Below are 15,627 nucleotides of genomic sequence, written 5' to 3'. Positions count from 1 at the left end.
TACCAGTTATACATTTTTATTCAATTAGGTCAATGTGGTGATATAACTTAAGCAATTACTATAAAATTAAGATAAATAAATCATTAGATAGCTATTTATTGAATTGTTTTTTAACCCAGGCTGTTATTAGTACATGTTTAATTTTCATTATTTATCAATTGGTTACATTTTATTTTTTATTGAGTAATCAATATTGATAACCATCACTAAAAAAAATTAATGTGTCGCTGATCATATTTTGGCAACAAAGCCAGTATCTGTGTTGATAATTCGCGTCGCAAAAAATAGGCTAAATACATCACAAATAGCTTAAGTTATTGTGAATTATTAGATTTAAAAGGAAAGTTAAATCGTATTTCGGCCGAAAAATTAAAACTAAAAATTATTAGAGGAATACAAGAATGGTTAATAAACATGTCAATACTGGCAGGAAACTGCTCGTCTTAAAAATAGCCATCGCTATGCTGCCAATTGGTTATCATCCTATCATGCAAGCAGAGCAATTTTTGGAAGATTCGACACTAAAAGGTGGACTCTACTATTGGCAAAGGGATCGTTCACGTAAAGATTTAGACCCAAATAGCGACAAATATAAAAAATATGCAGATAACCTTAAGCACTCGACTTTCAACGCTAGCCTTGATTTTTCCTCAGGTTATTTCCAGGACTTTATTGGCTTAGATTTGGCTGGTTTTACCGCAATCGAATTATCCAATAGTGGGCCTGCGGCTCCCAATGAAATTGGTTTCAGTGATGCAAAGACACGCTGGGATGAAAAATATAAAGGCGACCGCAGTGGTGTGAGTATTTATAAAGCCGCGGCAAAAATGAAGTATGGGCCTTTTTGGGGAAGAGGGGGCTATATTCAACCAACAGGGCAAACACTGCTTGCTTCTCATTGGAGCTATATGCCAGGAACTTACCGAGGGGTAGAGGTTGGTGGGGTATTTGATTTTGAGCAAAGTGGTGAACTTAGCATGTCGTACATATGGGCTGACCGCTATAAAGCCCCTTGGTATCGTGATATGTACAATTTCCGAGAAGCGGATGGTAAAACAGGGATCAGTTATTTACATGCTATTGGTTTTAAATATGATTTTAAAAATTCATTAGTGTTAGAAGGCTCATACGGTCAAGCAAAGGATTATATGGACCAGTATTTTGCGAAGGTATCATATGCAGTACCTGTAGTTGACCGCGATTTACGTCTTTCTTATCAATTTTATGGCTCGAAAGATAAAGTTTCAGACGGTGGCGTTAATGACGTATACGATGGTTTAGCATGGTTACAAGCGATGACATTAGGTTATACCTATGACGAATTCGATTTTAAGGTTGAAGGAACATATGTTAAAGCTGAAGGAAACCAAGGTTATTTTTTACAACGTATGACACCGGGTTGGGCGACGTCAAACGGCCGTATGGATATATGGTGGGATGGCCGCTCTGATTGGAATGCGAACAATGAAAAAGCGGTGTATGCAGGTGTAATGTATGATTTAAAAAATTGGGATTTAGCAGGGTGGAAAGTTGGGACATCCTATATTTATGGTTGGGATGCAAAACCGAGCACTAACTCACAATACGCTCAGGATGTGCGTTTAAGAGAAAGCGCTTGGAACTTTGATATTTTATATACAGTACAATCAGGCCGTGCAAAAGACACACTATTTAAGTTGCACTTTACTAAATATGATAACCATACAGATATTCCTAGCTATGGCGGTGGTTATGGCAATATCTTCCAAGATGAAAAAGATATTAAATTTATGGTGATGATGCCATTTACTGTATTTTAATATCAATTTTTTTGAGAGTAGATTGCTGCTTTAAATTAATTATTTTGGCAGTGATCTACTAAAAATAGGAATAACATACAGACTAAATATTAAATGATGTAATGAAATAGTTAATTATACGTATATTAAGGGAATGGTGATTGAATAAAAAAGGTGAATATATTTCACCTTTTTTGAATGGTTAAAACAATACTTAGATTTATTAATAATTATATAGAAGCGATGTCTTTATCGATGTTATCGGTAGGGGGGTTAAGGTCGTGTTTTACCCTATCTTTTAATTGGGTTACTTTTTCATTATGTAAAGTAGCCTCTTTTACTTTTGCTTGCCCTGATAAAATACCACCTTTCTTAATAGATAAATTACTATATTGAATGGTTCCATGAATTTCACCATTATTTTCGATGCTTATCGAATCAGATAAACATTCCCCTTCAACTCGCCCGTTAACAATCAACTCTTTACTGGTAATGTTCCCAGTAACTTGGCCATTTAACATGACCTTCACTGTATTATTTTTCCCTATAATGTTACCAATCACTTTGCCATAAATATGTACTTGTTCATTAGAGGTAATATTACCTTCAAAAATGACATCCCTTGAGATGATGGTATTGGATTTCTCTTCACTTATAGTCGGGGTTGCTATTGTAATCTGTTCTTCTAGCTTAGCGGGTGCTTCGGGCGTGCTAGCGGTTGGTGTTGGGGTTACTTCAGGGGTTGGTTTGTTTTGTCTTTTGGTGAACATTTTACTTACCTTTTTTTGATTGAAGTGTAAGATCAAGAACAAAATTGATAATACAAATGAAAATAAGGTGATGGCAGAGTAACTAAAAAACCATCCTATCAAAGTAAGAAACCAGAAGAAAAAACTAGTATTAAGAAAAAGGTAGGTTTTTTTCATCAGTTAATCTCTTACAAAATGACTAAAGCTACATAAATGAGTTTAGTCAAAAAAATGACTACATAAAAAAATGTAATATAACGTCTTCGTTACAGACTAAAGAATAACTGTAATTTAAGATAATACAATTATAATGAGTTAATAAACTAAATGCATATAAATTTTATATTATTGATATATTGGAAATCATCTATGATGATATTTATGTACCTATACTAATAAAGGCAGCATAATTTCTAATATAAGAAAATTCATATGTAAAATAATATAAAGGATTTGGGTTGAATTGCAACTTATTATCGAGCGCTAAATATGCAAGCTCTGTGCTGATATTTGGCGATTTAAGTGAAAGTTGTCAGAAGATTAGTGAGCTTAATCACCAATATAGTGTGAATAACAATATAATTTATGGAAATAAAAACCCCTGATAACATTTAGCAATAGCATGGTTATCAGGGGTTTTTCGTTTGTCGCTACTATGATTTATTCATAGGGTAGCAATACCTTGTGATTCTTTTACTCTTTTGCTTCGTGTGCGTCAGCATTTTCACGGCAATCACCATCTGCGCAATGGCCATATAGATATAAACTATGGTTAGATAATTTAATACCATGGCGAGCGGCGATATTTTTCTGGCGAGTTTCAATAGATTCGTCAGTAAACTCAATCACTTTGCCACAATCTAAACAGATTAAGTGGTCATGGTGATGCTGCTGAGTTAATTCGAATACAGATTTTCCACCCTCAAAGTTATGGCGGGTTACGATACCTGCATCATCAAACTGGTTTAATACACGGTATACGGTAGCTAGCCCGATCTCTTCGCCCATGTCGATCAGCTTTTTATAGAGATCTTCCGCACTGACGTGGTGGCACTCAGGCTCTTGAAGTACTTCCAAAATCTTAAGTCTTGGAAGAGTGACTTTGAGTCCAGCATTTTTCAATGCTTTATTGTTGTCTGTCATGCGGGTTTGTCCTGTATCTTAAATCATAAATTTAACAATAATGAGACGTTTTTAACATAAATTCAGTTGTCTTCTAAACTGTTTTACAATTATAGGCATGGAAAATAAAAATAGAAACCATGCTTTGTCTCATTATTTTGATAATCTCTTGAGAGCCTATCCTATTAGGATGCTTTATCGGCTATTTTAGACTAGATCACTTGTTTGAATGATGCGTTTAGAGCGACAAGTGAGCTGATCTATGGGTTAGGCTCTATTTCATATGCCTTAGCCGATAATTTCTGCTAAGGACATTTCTTCAGAGATTTGTTTTACCCATGCATCGACACGTTCATCAGTTAGTTCAGGCTGACGATCTTCATCAATGGCTAAACCAATAAAGTGATTGTCATCTGCCATACCTTTGGATACTTCAAAGTGGTAACCTTCAGTTGGCCAATGACCCACAATAACAGCACCACGAGGTTCGATGATATCGCGAATGGTTCCCATCGCATCACAGAAATATTCTGCGTAGTCTTCTTGGTCTCCACAACCAAATAAGGCGACAAGTTTACCTTCAAAATCAATTTCTTCGAGAGTTGGGAAAAAATCATCCCAATCACATTGAGCTTCACCATAATACCAAGTAGGAATACCCAGAAGTAGAATGTCAAAAGCTTCGATATCTTCTTTGCTACATTTAGCAATATCATGAACTTCTGCTACATCTTTGCCTAGTCTTTCTTGGATCATTTTGGCAATATTTTCTGTGTTACCTGTGTCACTTCCGAAGAAAATGCCTATGACTGCCATAAAGTGATTAACCTCTTGTTTTTCTAAGGGAGATAGAAGTTAGTGCTGATCTTCTATAGCTCTTTTAGAACGAAAATAAATATAATATTACGCCTTATTCTGGCGAAAAAATGCGTCTAAGTCTGTCAAATTTGTGTGATTTATCAAGATGACACTATTTGCGTATCGCTTCATTAACCTGTTCAAGTTGTGACATCAAAATTTCTTCGATCAATTCACTACGGCTTATATTTTTATCTTCAGCTAATTGGTTCAATACAGCGACAGCTTCTTCATTCAGTTTTAACTCAACTCTACGCAATCCTTTGACTTTATCGCGTTTTAGCTGGTTACGTTTGTTGATCCTTAATTGTTCATCCCGTGATAGCGGGCTTGTCTTAGGTCGCCCAGGCCTTCGTTCCTCAGCGAACAAATCCAGAGTAGTACGATCAGTTTGTTCTTTTGCCATGTCTATAACTGCTAAAGGGGTGTGCCAGTAATTCAGCGCGCAATGATACCCTAGCTAATCCCCTAGTGCTATAGCTGCATACTAGGCTAGTGTATTCAATAGGTTAAAAAAAACACACATTTAACAAAAAAGCACCACTTACAGTATGGGTGGTGCTTTTTTAGACATAATCATTGTGTCTGTTGCTGCCATAAGTTGGCATACAGGCCTTTTAATTTGAGTAAATTCTCATGAGTATCCATTTCTGTCACTTCCCCATGGCAAATAACACAAATTTTATCAGCATGCATAATAGTGTTAAGTCGATGAGCAATACTAATAACGGTTCTGCCTTGGGTGATTAGCGGCATATTTGCCATAATTGCCGCTTCTGACTCGTAATCCAATGCCGAAGTTGCTTCATCTAATATCAAAATATCTGGTTCTGTTAGTAAAGCACGTGCCAGAGCTATTCTTTGACGTTGCCCACCTGATAGGTTAAGGCCTTTTTCTGATAAGGGGGAATTAAACGTGTCAGGTAGCTCCATTATGAAATCATAAGCGCCTGCTAATTTTGCAGCATGAATAACTTTTTCATCCGAAGCTTGCGGGGCACTTAAGCGAATATTATCTGCAATAGAGCCGACGAATAGCATACTTTCTTGCAGAACAACACTCATACGGCGGCGTAATGAAACCGTATCTGCTACAGCTAAATCCATGCCATCGACAATAACTTGACCATGTTGTGGTACATAAAGACGCTGCAATAATTTTGTCAGAGTACTTTTCCCTGACCCGGAAGGGCCTGTTATCCCAATAAATTCCCCTGCTTTAACGGATAGCGACAGGTTATTGAGAACCTCTGGCATATCAGGTTGATAACGAAAACGAATATTTTGAAACTCAATTTTCCCTTGAATGCTGGCAGTGCTCGCAATGCCTTTACGTTCATTTTCAACTGGTTTATCGAGTATATCCCCAACACGGCGAAGTGAAATTATAGTGTGTTGAAAATCTTGCCAAACTTGTGCAAACCTTAGCACGGGCTGAGTAACATGGGCACTTAGCATATTAAAGGCGACGAGTTCCCCAGGCGATATTCCACCGTTTAAAACTTCTTTGACCCCAACCCACAAGATAATTGCAGTTGTAATTTTACTCACTAATGTCATTAACTGAGAGGCTACTTCACTGCGCATTGAGACTTTAAAGCTTTGTCTTAGTTGTTTACTGAATATTTTTTTCCATCGTTGATTAAAATATTTTTCAGTTGCTGTAGTTTTTACCGTTTCAATTCCTGTAATGGTTTCGGTAAGAAACGTGAGCCCATTTTCATCTGCTTGATAAGACTTTTCAGTTTGCTGACGAATAATTGGCCCAAGTATCATCCATAAAATGAAGAAAACCCCCATCGAACCGAGTAAAATCCATGACATTAGGCTGCTATAGGAAAATAGAACCGCAATAAAGAGGATCACAAAAATGAAGTCAATAAATAGCATCAAAGTTGAGCCAGTCAGAAATTGCCGTATATGCGCTAGCTCACGTATCCTTGCGATGATTTTCCCTGTTGGCCTTAATTTGAAATAATTTAAGGGGAGCGCCATTAAATGCCGATAGATTTTCCCTGATAATTCGGCGCTGATTTGGCTACTGGTATGACTAAAAATTTTATTGCGAATAAAACCGTATATTGGCTCAGCAACGGCAATAGCGAAGATTGCCAATGCAATAACATGTAAGTTGGATAAACTTCGCCCCACTAAAACTTTGTCTACAAGGTTTTGAAATAGTAGAGGGCTAACTAAGGCGAAAAGCTGAATAATGGCTGATAGAATAAAGATATTTCGTAATTTAACATGTTGACGCAAAATAGAAGGAACAAACCAGCTAAACCCAAAAGCTCTTTTTTGCTCTGGCTCTTGTTGCTCTTTAAGCAATAAAATATCGATTTCAGCTTCATTATTAAAATCATCAGCCTGAATTAACTTGATTTCGTTGTTTACAGGGTTGATGAGTACGAGGTCTTTTTCTTGTTGCAAGATTTGCCATGACCCTTGCGTATAGATTAACGCGGGAAGGGGGATGGTTGCTAACTGTGTATATGGTATAGCAATGAGTTCTGTTTCGTAGCCTAGTGTATTGGCACATTCTCTGATCTCCCACTCTGTAGGCGAAAGAGTTTGCATACCAATTGAATGCCTGAGTTGGTCTGTCGAAACATTCTTTTGGTAATAATTAGCCACCCAAACTAAGGCATCCAAGCCATGGTTGTTTATCTGTTCCATCGATTATTTTTCTCTCATTGCATTCGAGGTATATTCATTGATAGGGCTAAGTAGGTAATCAATAATTCGGCGCTTATCGGTTTTTATTTCGGCCACGATAGATAACCCAGGAGTGAGCTCAATCTGTTCACCATCAACTAACAGTTGTTTTTTATTAAGGCCTATTTGACCTAAGAACACTAAGCCAAGGTTTTCATCTTGCGTGCTATCCCGTGAAATAGAGAGAACCTCACCGTCAATGGTGCCATAACGGGTGTAAGGAAAGGCATCGACTTTGACTTCGGCTTTTAAACCTTCATGAATGAAGCCAATATCTTTATTTAAAATTTTAATTTCAGCTAATTGAACATGGTTATTAGGCACTATAACCATTAATTGCTGAGCGGGTTGTAGTACTCCCCCTAAAGTATGAGTGGCTAATTGTTGAACAGTACCATCAACAGGAGCTCGGATGATTTCTAATTGATTTCTTTCATGATTTTTTAATAGTTCTTGTTCTAAGGAGGCTTGTTTAAAAGCCGCTTGCTTATATTTTTCATCCCATTCTTGGTTTTTCTGTGCCTTTATCCTACTTTGTTTTTCAGTTAAGGCATGGTGCTGACTGACAAGAATGGATAATTCAGAGAGCTTGGTAACTTTCTCTTTTTTAGCGATAAGTAGCTCTCGTTCTTGTTCTAAAAATTCTTTCTGGCTGATTAACTGTTTCTGCGTTAATGAATGATGAGCATCAAGTCGTTGCTTTATATTATTGATTAGCGCGTTAATCGTGTTTAACTCATTTTTCCTAGCTTGCTGATTGACAATATTTAATTGAATTTCATTACTAATTTCATTAATGAGAGAGTCAAACTCTATTTGTTGAGTTTGGTAACTAGAGAGGGCACTTTTTTGCTCAGCTTCAGTTAATTGATGAAATTGAGGTAATTGATCAATCGGTTGTTGCAATAACAGAGCTTGATGAATGAGAGTTTCGGCAATTTGGAAATTATGTTGATAATTTAAGCTAAGAATATCTTGGTCGACCCCTAGCACATTAACCGTAAGTAATGGATCACCTTGTTTGACGGTTTGCCCATCTGCAACATGAATGTGTTCTAAGCGACTTAATTCAAACGCTTGAATTAATTGTGTACGCCCAGAAACAATCAATTTACCTTGGGTAGTTGCCTGAATATCTAGTTTACCAAAAAATGACCAAGCAACGGCAATGAAAATACCAAAACTAATTGATATTGCCACCCACAAGGCCAAATAGGAAGGGGGGGTTTTTAAAATTGCCAAATGGGAAGGCAAAAAACTGTTATAGCGGTTTTGTTTTAATCGATGTTTCATTTTACGTCCATGTCCGGTTTTAAGGATTGTTGCAGGGTCCATAAATGTTTATAGAAATTACCTTGTTCAATAAGCTGCTGGTGGCTGCCTTGTTCTATAATTTCTCCACGTTGCATGACAATAATTCGTTGATGGTGGCGAATGGTTGATAAGCGATGGGCGATGGTAATAACTGTCCTTCCTTTTGCAATAACATGCATGTTTTCTTGAATAACAGCTTGGGATTCATCATCTAAAGCGCTGGTGGCTTCATCAAAAATAATGACTTTAGGGTTAGCAAGTAAGGTACGTGCAATGGCAATACGTTGTCGTTGACCGCCGGAAAGAGACGTCCCCCCTTCAGCCAGTACGGTGTCATATCCCATAGGTAATTTTAAAATAAAGTCATGAGCACCGGCCATCTTCGCTGCATGAACGACGTCATCCATCGAAGTATTGGGGGCCGTTTGGGCAATATTGTGAAAAACAGATTGGCTAAATAAAAAGTTTTCTTGTAATACAATACCTATTTGTTGCCTTAGTGAATGTAGATTAATTGCCGACAAAGGCATGTTATCAACATAAATGGCGCCGCTTTCAGGGGTATAAAGCCGTAACAGTAACCGAGCTAGAGTACTTTTCCCTGAGCCTGAAGTACCGACAACGCCAATGGTTTCCCCTGCTTTAATATTTAAGTTAAAGTTTTTAAGGATATAAGGCATATTGGGTTGATAGCGGAATGAGACATCTTTTATAAATAGATTCCCTTGAATTGACTGCTTGTTTTCTTGCCTGGATTGTTCAACGGGGAGATTAATAATTTGCGATAGCTTTTCAATAGCAACACCTGTACGAATATAGTCCCCCCATAATTTTACGAGTTTGACTAAAGGTTGATTGGCATGACTGACCATCATATGAAACGCTATAAATTGGCCAATAGTCATTTGTAAAGCTAATACCTCAGATGCCCCAACCCATAAAACGATAGCACTGGTGATTTTTTCAATAGCCATGACTAAGTGTTCAGAGCGTGAGCTTATTTGCCCTGATACAAAATTAGTATGGCTCATATCGGATGTTTGACCATCCCATCGGCGAGTAAAATTAGGTTCTACCGATAAGCTTTTGGCTGTTTCAATACCATTGATGCTTTCGGTAAGAAAAGAGGTATTAATTGCGATGTTAGTAAATTGCTGTTGAGCGGCGGCTTCAATTTTAGGTGTTAACCACCAAGCTAATAAAAGGTAAAAAGGAATAGAGCATAGAAAGATTAATGTTAGAGTGGTTGATATTAAATTCATCACGAAAATAAATACAAATAAAAATAATACATCAACACATAATGTAAAGAAGCTACTCGTTAAAAATTCGCGAATAGTTTCTAATTCTTTTACACGGGTAACAATTGCACCTATTTGACGGTTTTTGAAAAAGGGAATAGGTAACCGTAGTAAATGATTAACTAATTTTAAACCCAATGTCATGTCTATTCGATTAACCGTATGATGATAAACGTATTCACGTAACCCTTTTAGTATAACTTCAATAAATGCAGCAACAATTAAACCGAAAATTAGCACATCTAATGTCACTAAACTATTATGAATTAATACTTTATCCATAATAACTTGCATAACAATAGGAGAAACCAAAGCTAATATTTGTAAGATAAATGAAAAAAACAAAACCCATAAAATAATAGATTTATATTTCATAAACTCTGCTTGAAACCAAGATATATCAAATTGCCCTTGCTTCAGGTTTACATGCAACCAATCACCATTCCATCGTTGTTGTAGCTCTTCAATGCTCCAAATCTCAGGGGGGAGGTTACCCATTTGTTGTACTAAGACTTGTTCTTGATTGCGATTAGCTAACAAGAAGGCCTCACCCTGGGTGTTATATAAAATAGCCGGACAGACTATTTTGGCGATATCTTTATTTTTTTGATGCTTATTCTTGCAGTTAATATGATACTTTTTTTTAATGATTTTGAGTTTTTCATTATAATTAATAGACTGCTTTAGCGTTTCCTCAAGTTCTTTAGGGTTTACTTGCCCTGACAACTTGGCGATAACACTAATAAAATATAATGTTGATTGTGATTTGGCGGTTTCCATTTTCTGTATTAATCATTCCCTTGGTTTTATTACATGCATAAACATAAATGTATATTGAAAAAATCAATTTAACATTGGCGATGAAGAAGGGGCTTTTAAATTTGGATAATACAGTGATTACAATTATCTGTGTATTGAAGTTAGTCTTATTGTTTAGTTTGAAAAAAAATAATTAAAAAATAAATCTTATTAGAGATATTGAGAATGAAAGTTCATCTTCAATATCTCGTTCATGATGATTTATTATTTTGGAATAGCCAAAAAACGGTGGATTGCTCTTAACACATGATCCGGTTTTTCGGCATGTACCCAATGACCAGTATCCGCAACAACCCAAGCTTTGGCCTTAGGAAATTGTTGAGCGATTTCATCGGAATATTCGGCTTGTACATAAGGTGAATTTCCTCCAGGAATTAATAATACAGGTTTATTCCATGCAGGGACGGTTTCCCAACCAATAATTTTCTCATAATTCGTTTTTAGTGCGGGCAAATTGAACTTCCATTCACCTTGCTTAAAAGATTTTAGGAGAAATTGGATAACGCCATCTTCATTGATATGGTGACGCATAATGGTTGTTGCTTCTTGACGAGTTTTAGCTTGCCCCGCAGTAACTGCATCCAGAGCTGCAAAGATTTCATCATGGCGGCGAACTTGATAAGCGACAGGGGCGATATCAATAGCAATTACCTGAGTGATAAAATCAGGGGCTAAAGCCGTTGCTGCCATTGCTATTTTTCCCCCCATGGAGTGACCAATTAAAATGGCATTTTTATAACCTAATGACTTTATAAGGTTAATCACATCTTGCGCCATTTGTTGATAACTCATTTGGTCGTCACGAAATGAATCACCATGATTGCGAACATCAATTTGAATAGTATCAAAATATTGTTGTAAATCACGGCCTAACACGCCTAAGTTATGCAGGTCACCGAATAGCCCATGAATTAATACAACAGGGTTATTAGAGATTGGATTTTCAGGTTTATGAATAGTATGGTTGAGTAACACAGTCATATTTGTTTTATCAATTTATCAGTGATACAAGTAGCTTTATCATGGCATGGCTAGGGATAAAATCCAAATAGTCAAATAATCTTCTTCGGAGGGTGAACAATTCAATAATTGGGTTAATAGAATGTTTTTATGCAAAGAATTTAAGAAAATTGAACTTGGTCACTGTGATGAAATGAGTAAAGTAATGGTATGATAACATACTGAATTATCTTTAAACTTAGAGGAGTGTTTACTTTAAGTTATTGAAATTTTAATTGTTTTGTTTTTTTTAAATCTGTCTTATAATCACACCGCAAATTTTAGTTAAAATAAAGTACTGGGAAAAAATGAAAACGATAGAAGTTGATGAAGAGCTTTACCGCTATATTGCGAGCCATACACAGCATATCGGTGAAAGTGCATCGGATATCTTGCGCCGTATGTTAAATTTCAAGTCCGGGCAGCCAGTACAAGTAAAAGAAGTCGGTCAGGCACAACCAGTAACTAAAACTGAACTGGCGATGAGTACACCTGCTGTTGCACAAAACCCAGTTAGGGTTGTTAGGGAATTATTGTTATCCGATGCTTATGCAGAAAAAAGCAAAGCAATTGACCGGTTTATGTTAATTCTGTCCACATTATACAGTTTAGATGCTAAGCGCTTTGCGAGCGCTACAGAATTAATGCATGGTCGAACTCGTATTTATTTTGCCGGCGATGAGCAAACGTTGCTTGCTGCGGGTAAACAGTCTAAGCCTCGTCATATTCCGGGGACCCCTTATTGGGTGATCACGAACACAAATACTAATCGCAAACGTAGTATGGTTGATGCCATCATGCAGGAAATGCAGTTCCCTGCGAATGTGATTGAAAAAGTGAGTAATACCATTTAAAACTGAAATATCACTGATGTGAAAAGCAAAGCATCAGTGCTTTGGGAGAAAACCAGTGACAATACATGAACGTGCAGGGCAGCTTCCGTTTCAAAGTGACTTGATCAATGTCGCTCAATTAACCGCTCAATATTATACTCAGCAGCCGCAAGCAGGGGACGCTTCTCAGGCGGTTAAATTTGGTACGTCTGGGCATCGTGGTAGCTCATTACGTAAAAATTTTAATGAAAATCACATATTGGCAATTGCACAAGCTATTGCTGATTTGCGCAAAACACAAGGGGTAACAGGCCCTTGCTTTGTGGGTAAAGATACACATGCTTTATCTGAAGCGGCATTTATTACTGTGGTTGAGGTGCTAGCAGCCAATCAAGTTCATGTAATTGTTCAGGAGAACAATGGTTTCACACCAACTCCAGCCATCTCCCATGCAATCTTAAGTTACAACCAGTCACACCAAAATATTGCTGATGGCATTGTGATCACGCCTTCCCATAATCCACCTGAAGATGGTGGTATTAAATATAATCCAGCAAATGGCGGGCCTGCGGATACAGATTTAACTTCGGTTATTGAGAAAAATGCTAATCAAATACTGGTAAATAACCTCGAGGGGGTTAAGCGCCTAAGTTTTGATGCTGCGATCGCAAGTGAATATGTTATTCAGCAAGATTTAATTATGCCATACGTATTAGCACTGGGCGAAGTTGTTGATATGGAGGCCATCGCCAAATCAGGGCTAAAAATCGGTGTTGACCCACTAGGTGGCTCAGGTATCGAATATTGGAAAAAAATTGCTGAGCATTATCAATTAAATATTGAAATCGTAAATGATCAACTAGACCAAACTTTCCGTTTTATGCCACTTGACCATGATGGCGTTATCCGTATGGATTGCTCATCAAGTTGGGCTATGGCAGGGTTATTAGGGATGAAAAAACGGTTTGATTTGGCGTTTGCAAATGATCCTGATTACGACCGCCATGGTATTGTCACCCCTGATGGGTTAATGAACCCAAATCACTACCTTGCTGTTGCGATTGACTATTTATTCCAGCATCGGCCTCTGTGGGGGAAAGATGTTGCTGTCGGTAAAACGCTGGTTTCTAGTGCGATGATTGACCGAGTTGTCAGTGATATTGGTCGTGAATTGGTAGAAGTACCGGTTGGTTTTAAATGGTTTGTTGATGGTTTATTTAGTGGTCAACTCGGTTTTGGTGGGGAAGAAAGTGCTGGGGCATCGTTCCTGAAATTTGATGGTACACCTTGGTCAACGGATAAAGATGGTATCATTCTTTGTTTATTAGCCGCAGAAATTACAGCAGTTACCGGTGAAAACCCTCAGCAACGCTATAATAACCTCGCGAAAAAATTTGGTGCACCGATTTACAACCGTATCCAAGCGAAAGCGACTCACGAAGAAAAAGCTAAGTTAAGTAAATTATCTCCAGAAATGGTAGCCGCAGATACGCTAGCGGGTGATAAAATTACACAGCGCTTAACCGCAGCACCTGGTAATGGCGCCTCGATAGGTGGTTTAAAAATTATGACCGATTACGGTTGGTTTGCAGCAAGGCCATCAGGGACAGAAGAAGCATACAAAATTTATTGTGAAAGTTTCCGTGGCGAAGAACATCTACGCCTTATTGAAAAAGAAGCTATCGAGATCGTTAGTAAAGTAATTAGTTAATTCCGCTTTTTATAAATAAAAAATTCATTTCAATAAATATCCCGAAGACAAAATCGACAAGATGATTCGGGATATTATTCCTTATTTATTGTTAATCTCTTCATAAAATTATGGTTGTCGATAATGTGACGAGATTAACAAAATTCTTTTGTTTATTTTACCCAAAATTCCCCTATTACTTTTTACTATCAATTCACAATAAGCGTTGCAGCTAAAGGCGTGGAGTGGTACAACTTGAAGCATCTGAGTGAGTTTTATTAATCATAATTATTGAAGATAGGGTGAGGTCAATGAGTCAGGTTTATAATTTCAGTGCAGGTCCAGCGATGCTGCCTGTCGAAGTCATGCGTCGTGCTGAACAAGAATTTTGTAATTGGCAAGGTCTAGGTGTTTCAGTGATGGAAGTGAGTCATCGCGGAAAAGAATTTGTTGAAGTTGCAAAAGAAGCTGAGCAAAATTTACGTGATTTATTAAATGTGCCAAGTAATTATAAAATTCTATTTTGTCATGGCGGTGCCCGTGCCCACTTTGCTACTATCCCGATGAACTTATTAGGTGGCAAAACGACGGCTGATTACATTGTCAGTGGTTATTGGTCAGAATCTGCTGCGAAAGAAGCAGCGAAATACTGCAAACCTAACGTCATTCAGATTGCTGAAGAAAAAGATGGCGTTGTGAGCCTAAAACCAATGAGTGAATGGCCTTTAAGTGACGATGCTGCTTATGTCCATTATTGCCCTAATGAAACGATTGGCGGTTTAGCCCTCCACGAAGAACCTGATTTCCCGAAAGACAAAATTATTGTTGCTGATTACTCATCTTCTATTTTATCAAAACCGATTGATGTCAGCCGTTTTGGCATAATCTATGCGGGTGCACAAAAAAATATCGGGCCTGCTGGGTTAACAATTGTCATTATTCGTGAAGACCTACTGGGCAAAGCCTCTCCACAGACGCCATCAGTATTTGATTATACATTACTAGCAAAACATGATTCCATGTTCAACACACCGCCAACATTTGCATGGTACCTATCAGGTATGGTCTTTAAGTGGTTGAAAGAACAAGGTGGCTTACAAGAAATGGCGAAGCGTAATTATGAAAAATCACAATTACTCTACAATGCTATTGATGATAGCCAGTTTTATATAAACCGTGTGGCAGTAGAAAACCGCTCTTGGATGAATGTGCCATTCCAAATGCAAAACCCTGCATTGGATGCCAAATTTATCGAAGAAGCGAAAGAACAAGGCCTGCTTTCACTGAAAGGTCATAAAGTGGCAGGCGGAATGCGAGCCTCCATTTATAATGCTATGCCATTAGCTGGTGTACAGGCTTTGGTTGATTTTATGGCAGATTTTGAACGCCATAACGCATAACACTCTTTATTAAGCTCTACATAATTTGGGTTGCATGTCGGTGATAAAC

At 37.5% G+C, this 15,627-nt stretch carries 12 protein-coding genes; 4 read left to right on the top strand and 8 right to left on the bottom strand.

Annotated features, from left to right (window positions below; translation table 11 throughout):
• The first annotated feature begins 401 nt into the window (after window positions 1–401).
• Complete coding sequence (locus M1F14_RS17770) at window positions 402–1,799, top strand: chitoporin ChiP (protein WP_042846489.1); 1,398 nt, start codon at window positions 402–404, stop codon at window positions 1,797–1,799.
• 209 nt (window positions 1,800–2,008) lie between these two features.
• Here M1F14_RS17770 and M1F14_RS17765 read toward each other — a convergent pair whose 3' ends face one another.
• From M1F14_RS17765 to ybfF, 8 genes are all read right to left on the bottom strand, one after another.
• On the bottom strand, window positions 2,009–2,548 hold the full coding sequence (locus M1F14_RS17765; protein WP_232370520.1) for a polymer-forming cytoskeletal protein: 540 nt from the start codon (window positions 2,546–2,548) through the stop codon (window positions 2,009–2,011).
• Window positions 2,549–3,220: 672 nt separating this feature from the next.
• Window positions 3,221–3,670, bottom strand: coding sequence for a ferric iron uptake transcriptional regulator (fur, locus tag M1F14_RS17760; RefSeq protein WP_042846487.1), 450 nt, complete (start codon window positions 3,668–3,670; stop codon window positions 3,221–3,223).
• 267 nt (window positions 3,671–3,937) lie between these two features.
• Window positions 3,938–4,465, bottom strand: coding sequence for a flavodoxin FldA (fldA, locus tag M1F14_RS17755; protein WP_042846486.1), 528 nt, complete (start codon window positions 4,463–4,465; stop codon window positions 3,938–3,940).
• A 154-nt stretch (window positions 4,466–4,619) separates the two neighbouring features.
• A complete protein-coding gene (gene ybfE / locus M1F14_RS17750; RefSeq protein ID WP_042846485.1) occupies window positions 4,620–4,913 on the bottom strand; it encodes a LexA regulated protein in 294 nt (97 codons plus the stop codon).
• A gap of 170 nt (window positions 4,914–5,083) precedes the next feature.
• Window positions 5,084–7,183, bottom strand: coding sequence for a type I secretion system permease/ATPase (locus M1F14_RS17745; RefSeq protein ID WP_048606590.1), 2,100 nt, complete (start codon window positions 7,181–7,183; stop codon window positions 5,084–5,086).
• Window positions 7,184–7,186: 3 nt separating this feature from the next.
• On the bottom strand, window positions 7,187–8,515 hold the full coding sequence (locus M1F14_RS17740) for an HlyD family type I secretion periplasmic adaptor subunit (RefSeq protein WP_048606591.1): 1,329 nt from the start codon (window positions 8,513–8,515) through the stop codon (window positions 7,187–7,189).
• A complete protein-coding gene (locus M1F14_RS17735; RefSeq protein ID WP_181469167.1) occupies window positions 8,512–10,617 on the bottom strand; it encodes a peptidase domain-containing ABC transporter in 2,106 nt (701 codons plus the stop codon). The genes M1F14_RS17740 and M1F14_RS17735 overlap by 4 nt, the downstream gene beginning before the upstream one ends.
• Window positions 10,618–10,860: 243 nt before the next feature.
• Window positions 10,861–11,637 carry an esterase gene (ybfF, locus tag M1F14_RS17730; RefSeq protein WP_181469168.1) on the bottom strand — a complete coding sequence of 259 codons (777 nt, stop codon included), beginning with the start codon at window positions 11,635–11,637 and terminating at the stop codon, window positions 10,861–10,863.
• Window positions 11,638–11,963: 326 nt separating this feature from the next.
• On the opposite strand from ybfF, the gene seqA reads away from it, so the two are divergent.
• From seqA to serC, 3 genes are all read left to right on the top strand, one after another.
• A complete protein-coding gene (seqA, locus tag M1F14_RS17725; RefSeq protein ID WP_042846480.1) occupies window positions 11,964–12,509 on the top strand; it encodes a replication initiation negative regulator SeqA in 546 nt (181 codons plus the stop codon).
• A gap of 55 nt (window positions 12,510–12,564) precedes the next feature.
• Window positions 12,565–14,199 (top strand): phosphoglucomutase (alpha-D-glucose-1,6-bisphosphate-dependent), encoded by a 1,635-nt coding sequence (gene pgm, locus M1F14_RS17720; RefSeq protein ID WP_042846479.1) that lies wholly within the window; start codon window positions 12,565–12,567, stop codon window positions 14,197–14,199.
• A gap of 290 nt (window positions 14,200–14,489) precedes the next feature.
• Window positions 14,490–15,578: a 3-phosphoserine/phosphohydroxythreonine transaminase gene (serC, locus tag M1F14_RS17715; protein ID WP_042846478.1), complete on the top strand. Its 1,089-nt coding sequence runs from the start codon at window positions 14,490–14,492 to the stop codon at window positions 15,576–15,578.
• The last annotated feature ends 49 nt before the right edge of the window (window positions 15,579–15,627 follow it).

The organism is Providencia sp. PROV003, assembly GCF_045040775.1.
Classification (GTDB): domain Bacteria; phylum Pseudomonadota; class Gammaproteobacteria; order Enterobacterales; family Enterobacteriaceae; genus Providencia; species Providencia huashanensis.
This window is presented reverse-complemented; position numbering and strand designations above follow the sequence as displayed.

Bases quoted from the DNA above. Each gene is read 5' to 3' on its own strand.
- M1F14_RS17770 (WP_042846489.1), top strand. From the start codon at position 402: ATGGTTAATAAACATGTCAATACTGGCAGGAAACTGCTCGTCTTAAAA.
- M1F14_RS17765 (WP_232370520.1), bottom strand. From the start codon at position 2,548: ATGTTCACCAAAAGACAAAACAAACCAACCCCTGAAGTAACCCCAACA.
- fur (WP_042846487.1), bottom strand. From the start codon at position 3,670: ATGACAGACAACAATAAAGCATTGAAAAATGCTGGACTCAAAGTCACT.
- fldA (WP_042846486.1), bottom strand. From the start codon at position 4,465: ATGGCAGTCATAGGCATTTTCTTCGGAAGTGACACAGGTAACACAGAA.
- ybfE (WP_042846485.1), bottom strand. From the start codon at position 4,913: ATGGCAAAAGAACAAACTGATCGTACTACTCTGGATTTGTTCGCTGAG.
- M1F14_RS17745 (WP_048606590.1), bottom strand. From the start codon at position 7,183: ATGGAACAGATAAACAACCATGGCTTGGATGCCTTAGTTTGGGTGGCT.
- M1F14_RS17740 (WP_048606591.1), bottom strand. From the start codon at position 8,515: ATGAAACATCGATTAAAACAAAACCGCTATAACAGTTTTTTGCCTTCC.
- M1F14_RS17735 (WP_181469167.1), bottom strand. From the start codon at position 10,617: ATGGAAACCGCCAAATCACAATCAACATTATATTTTATTAGTGTTATC.
- ybfF (WP_181469168.1), bottom strand. From the start codon at position 11,637: ATGACTGTGTTACTCAACCATACTATTCATAAACCTGAAAATCCAATC.
- seqA (WP_042846480.1), top strand. From the start codon at position 11,964: ATGAAAACGATAGAAGTTGATGAAGAGCTTTACCGCTATATTGCGAGC.
- serC (WP_042846478.1), top strand. From the start codon at position 14,490: ATGAGTCAGGTTTATAATTTCAGTGCAGGTCCAGCGATGCTGCCTGTC.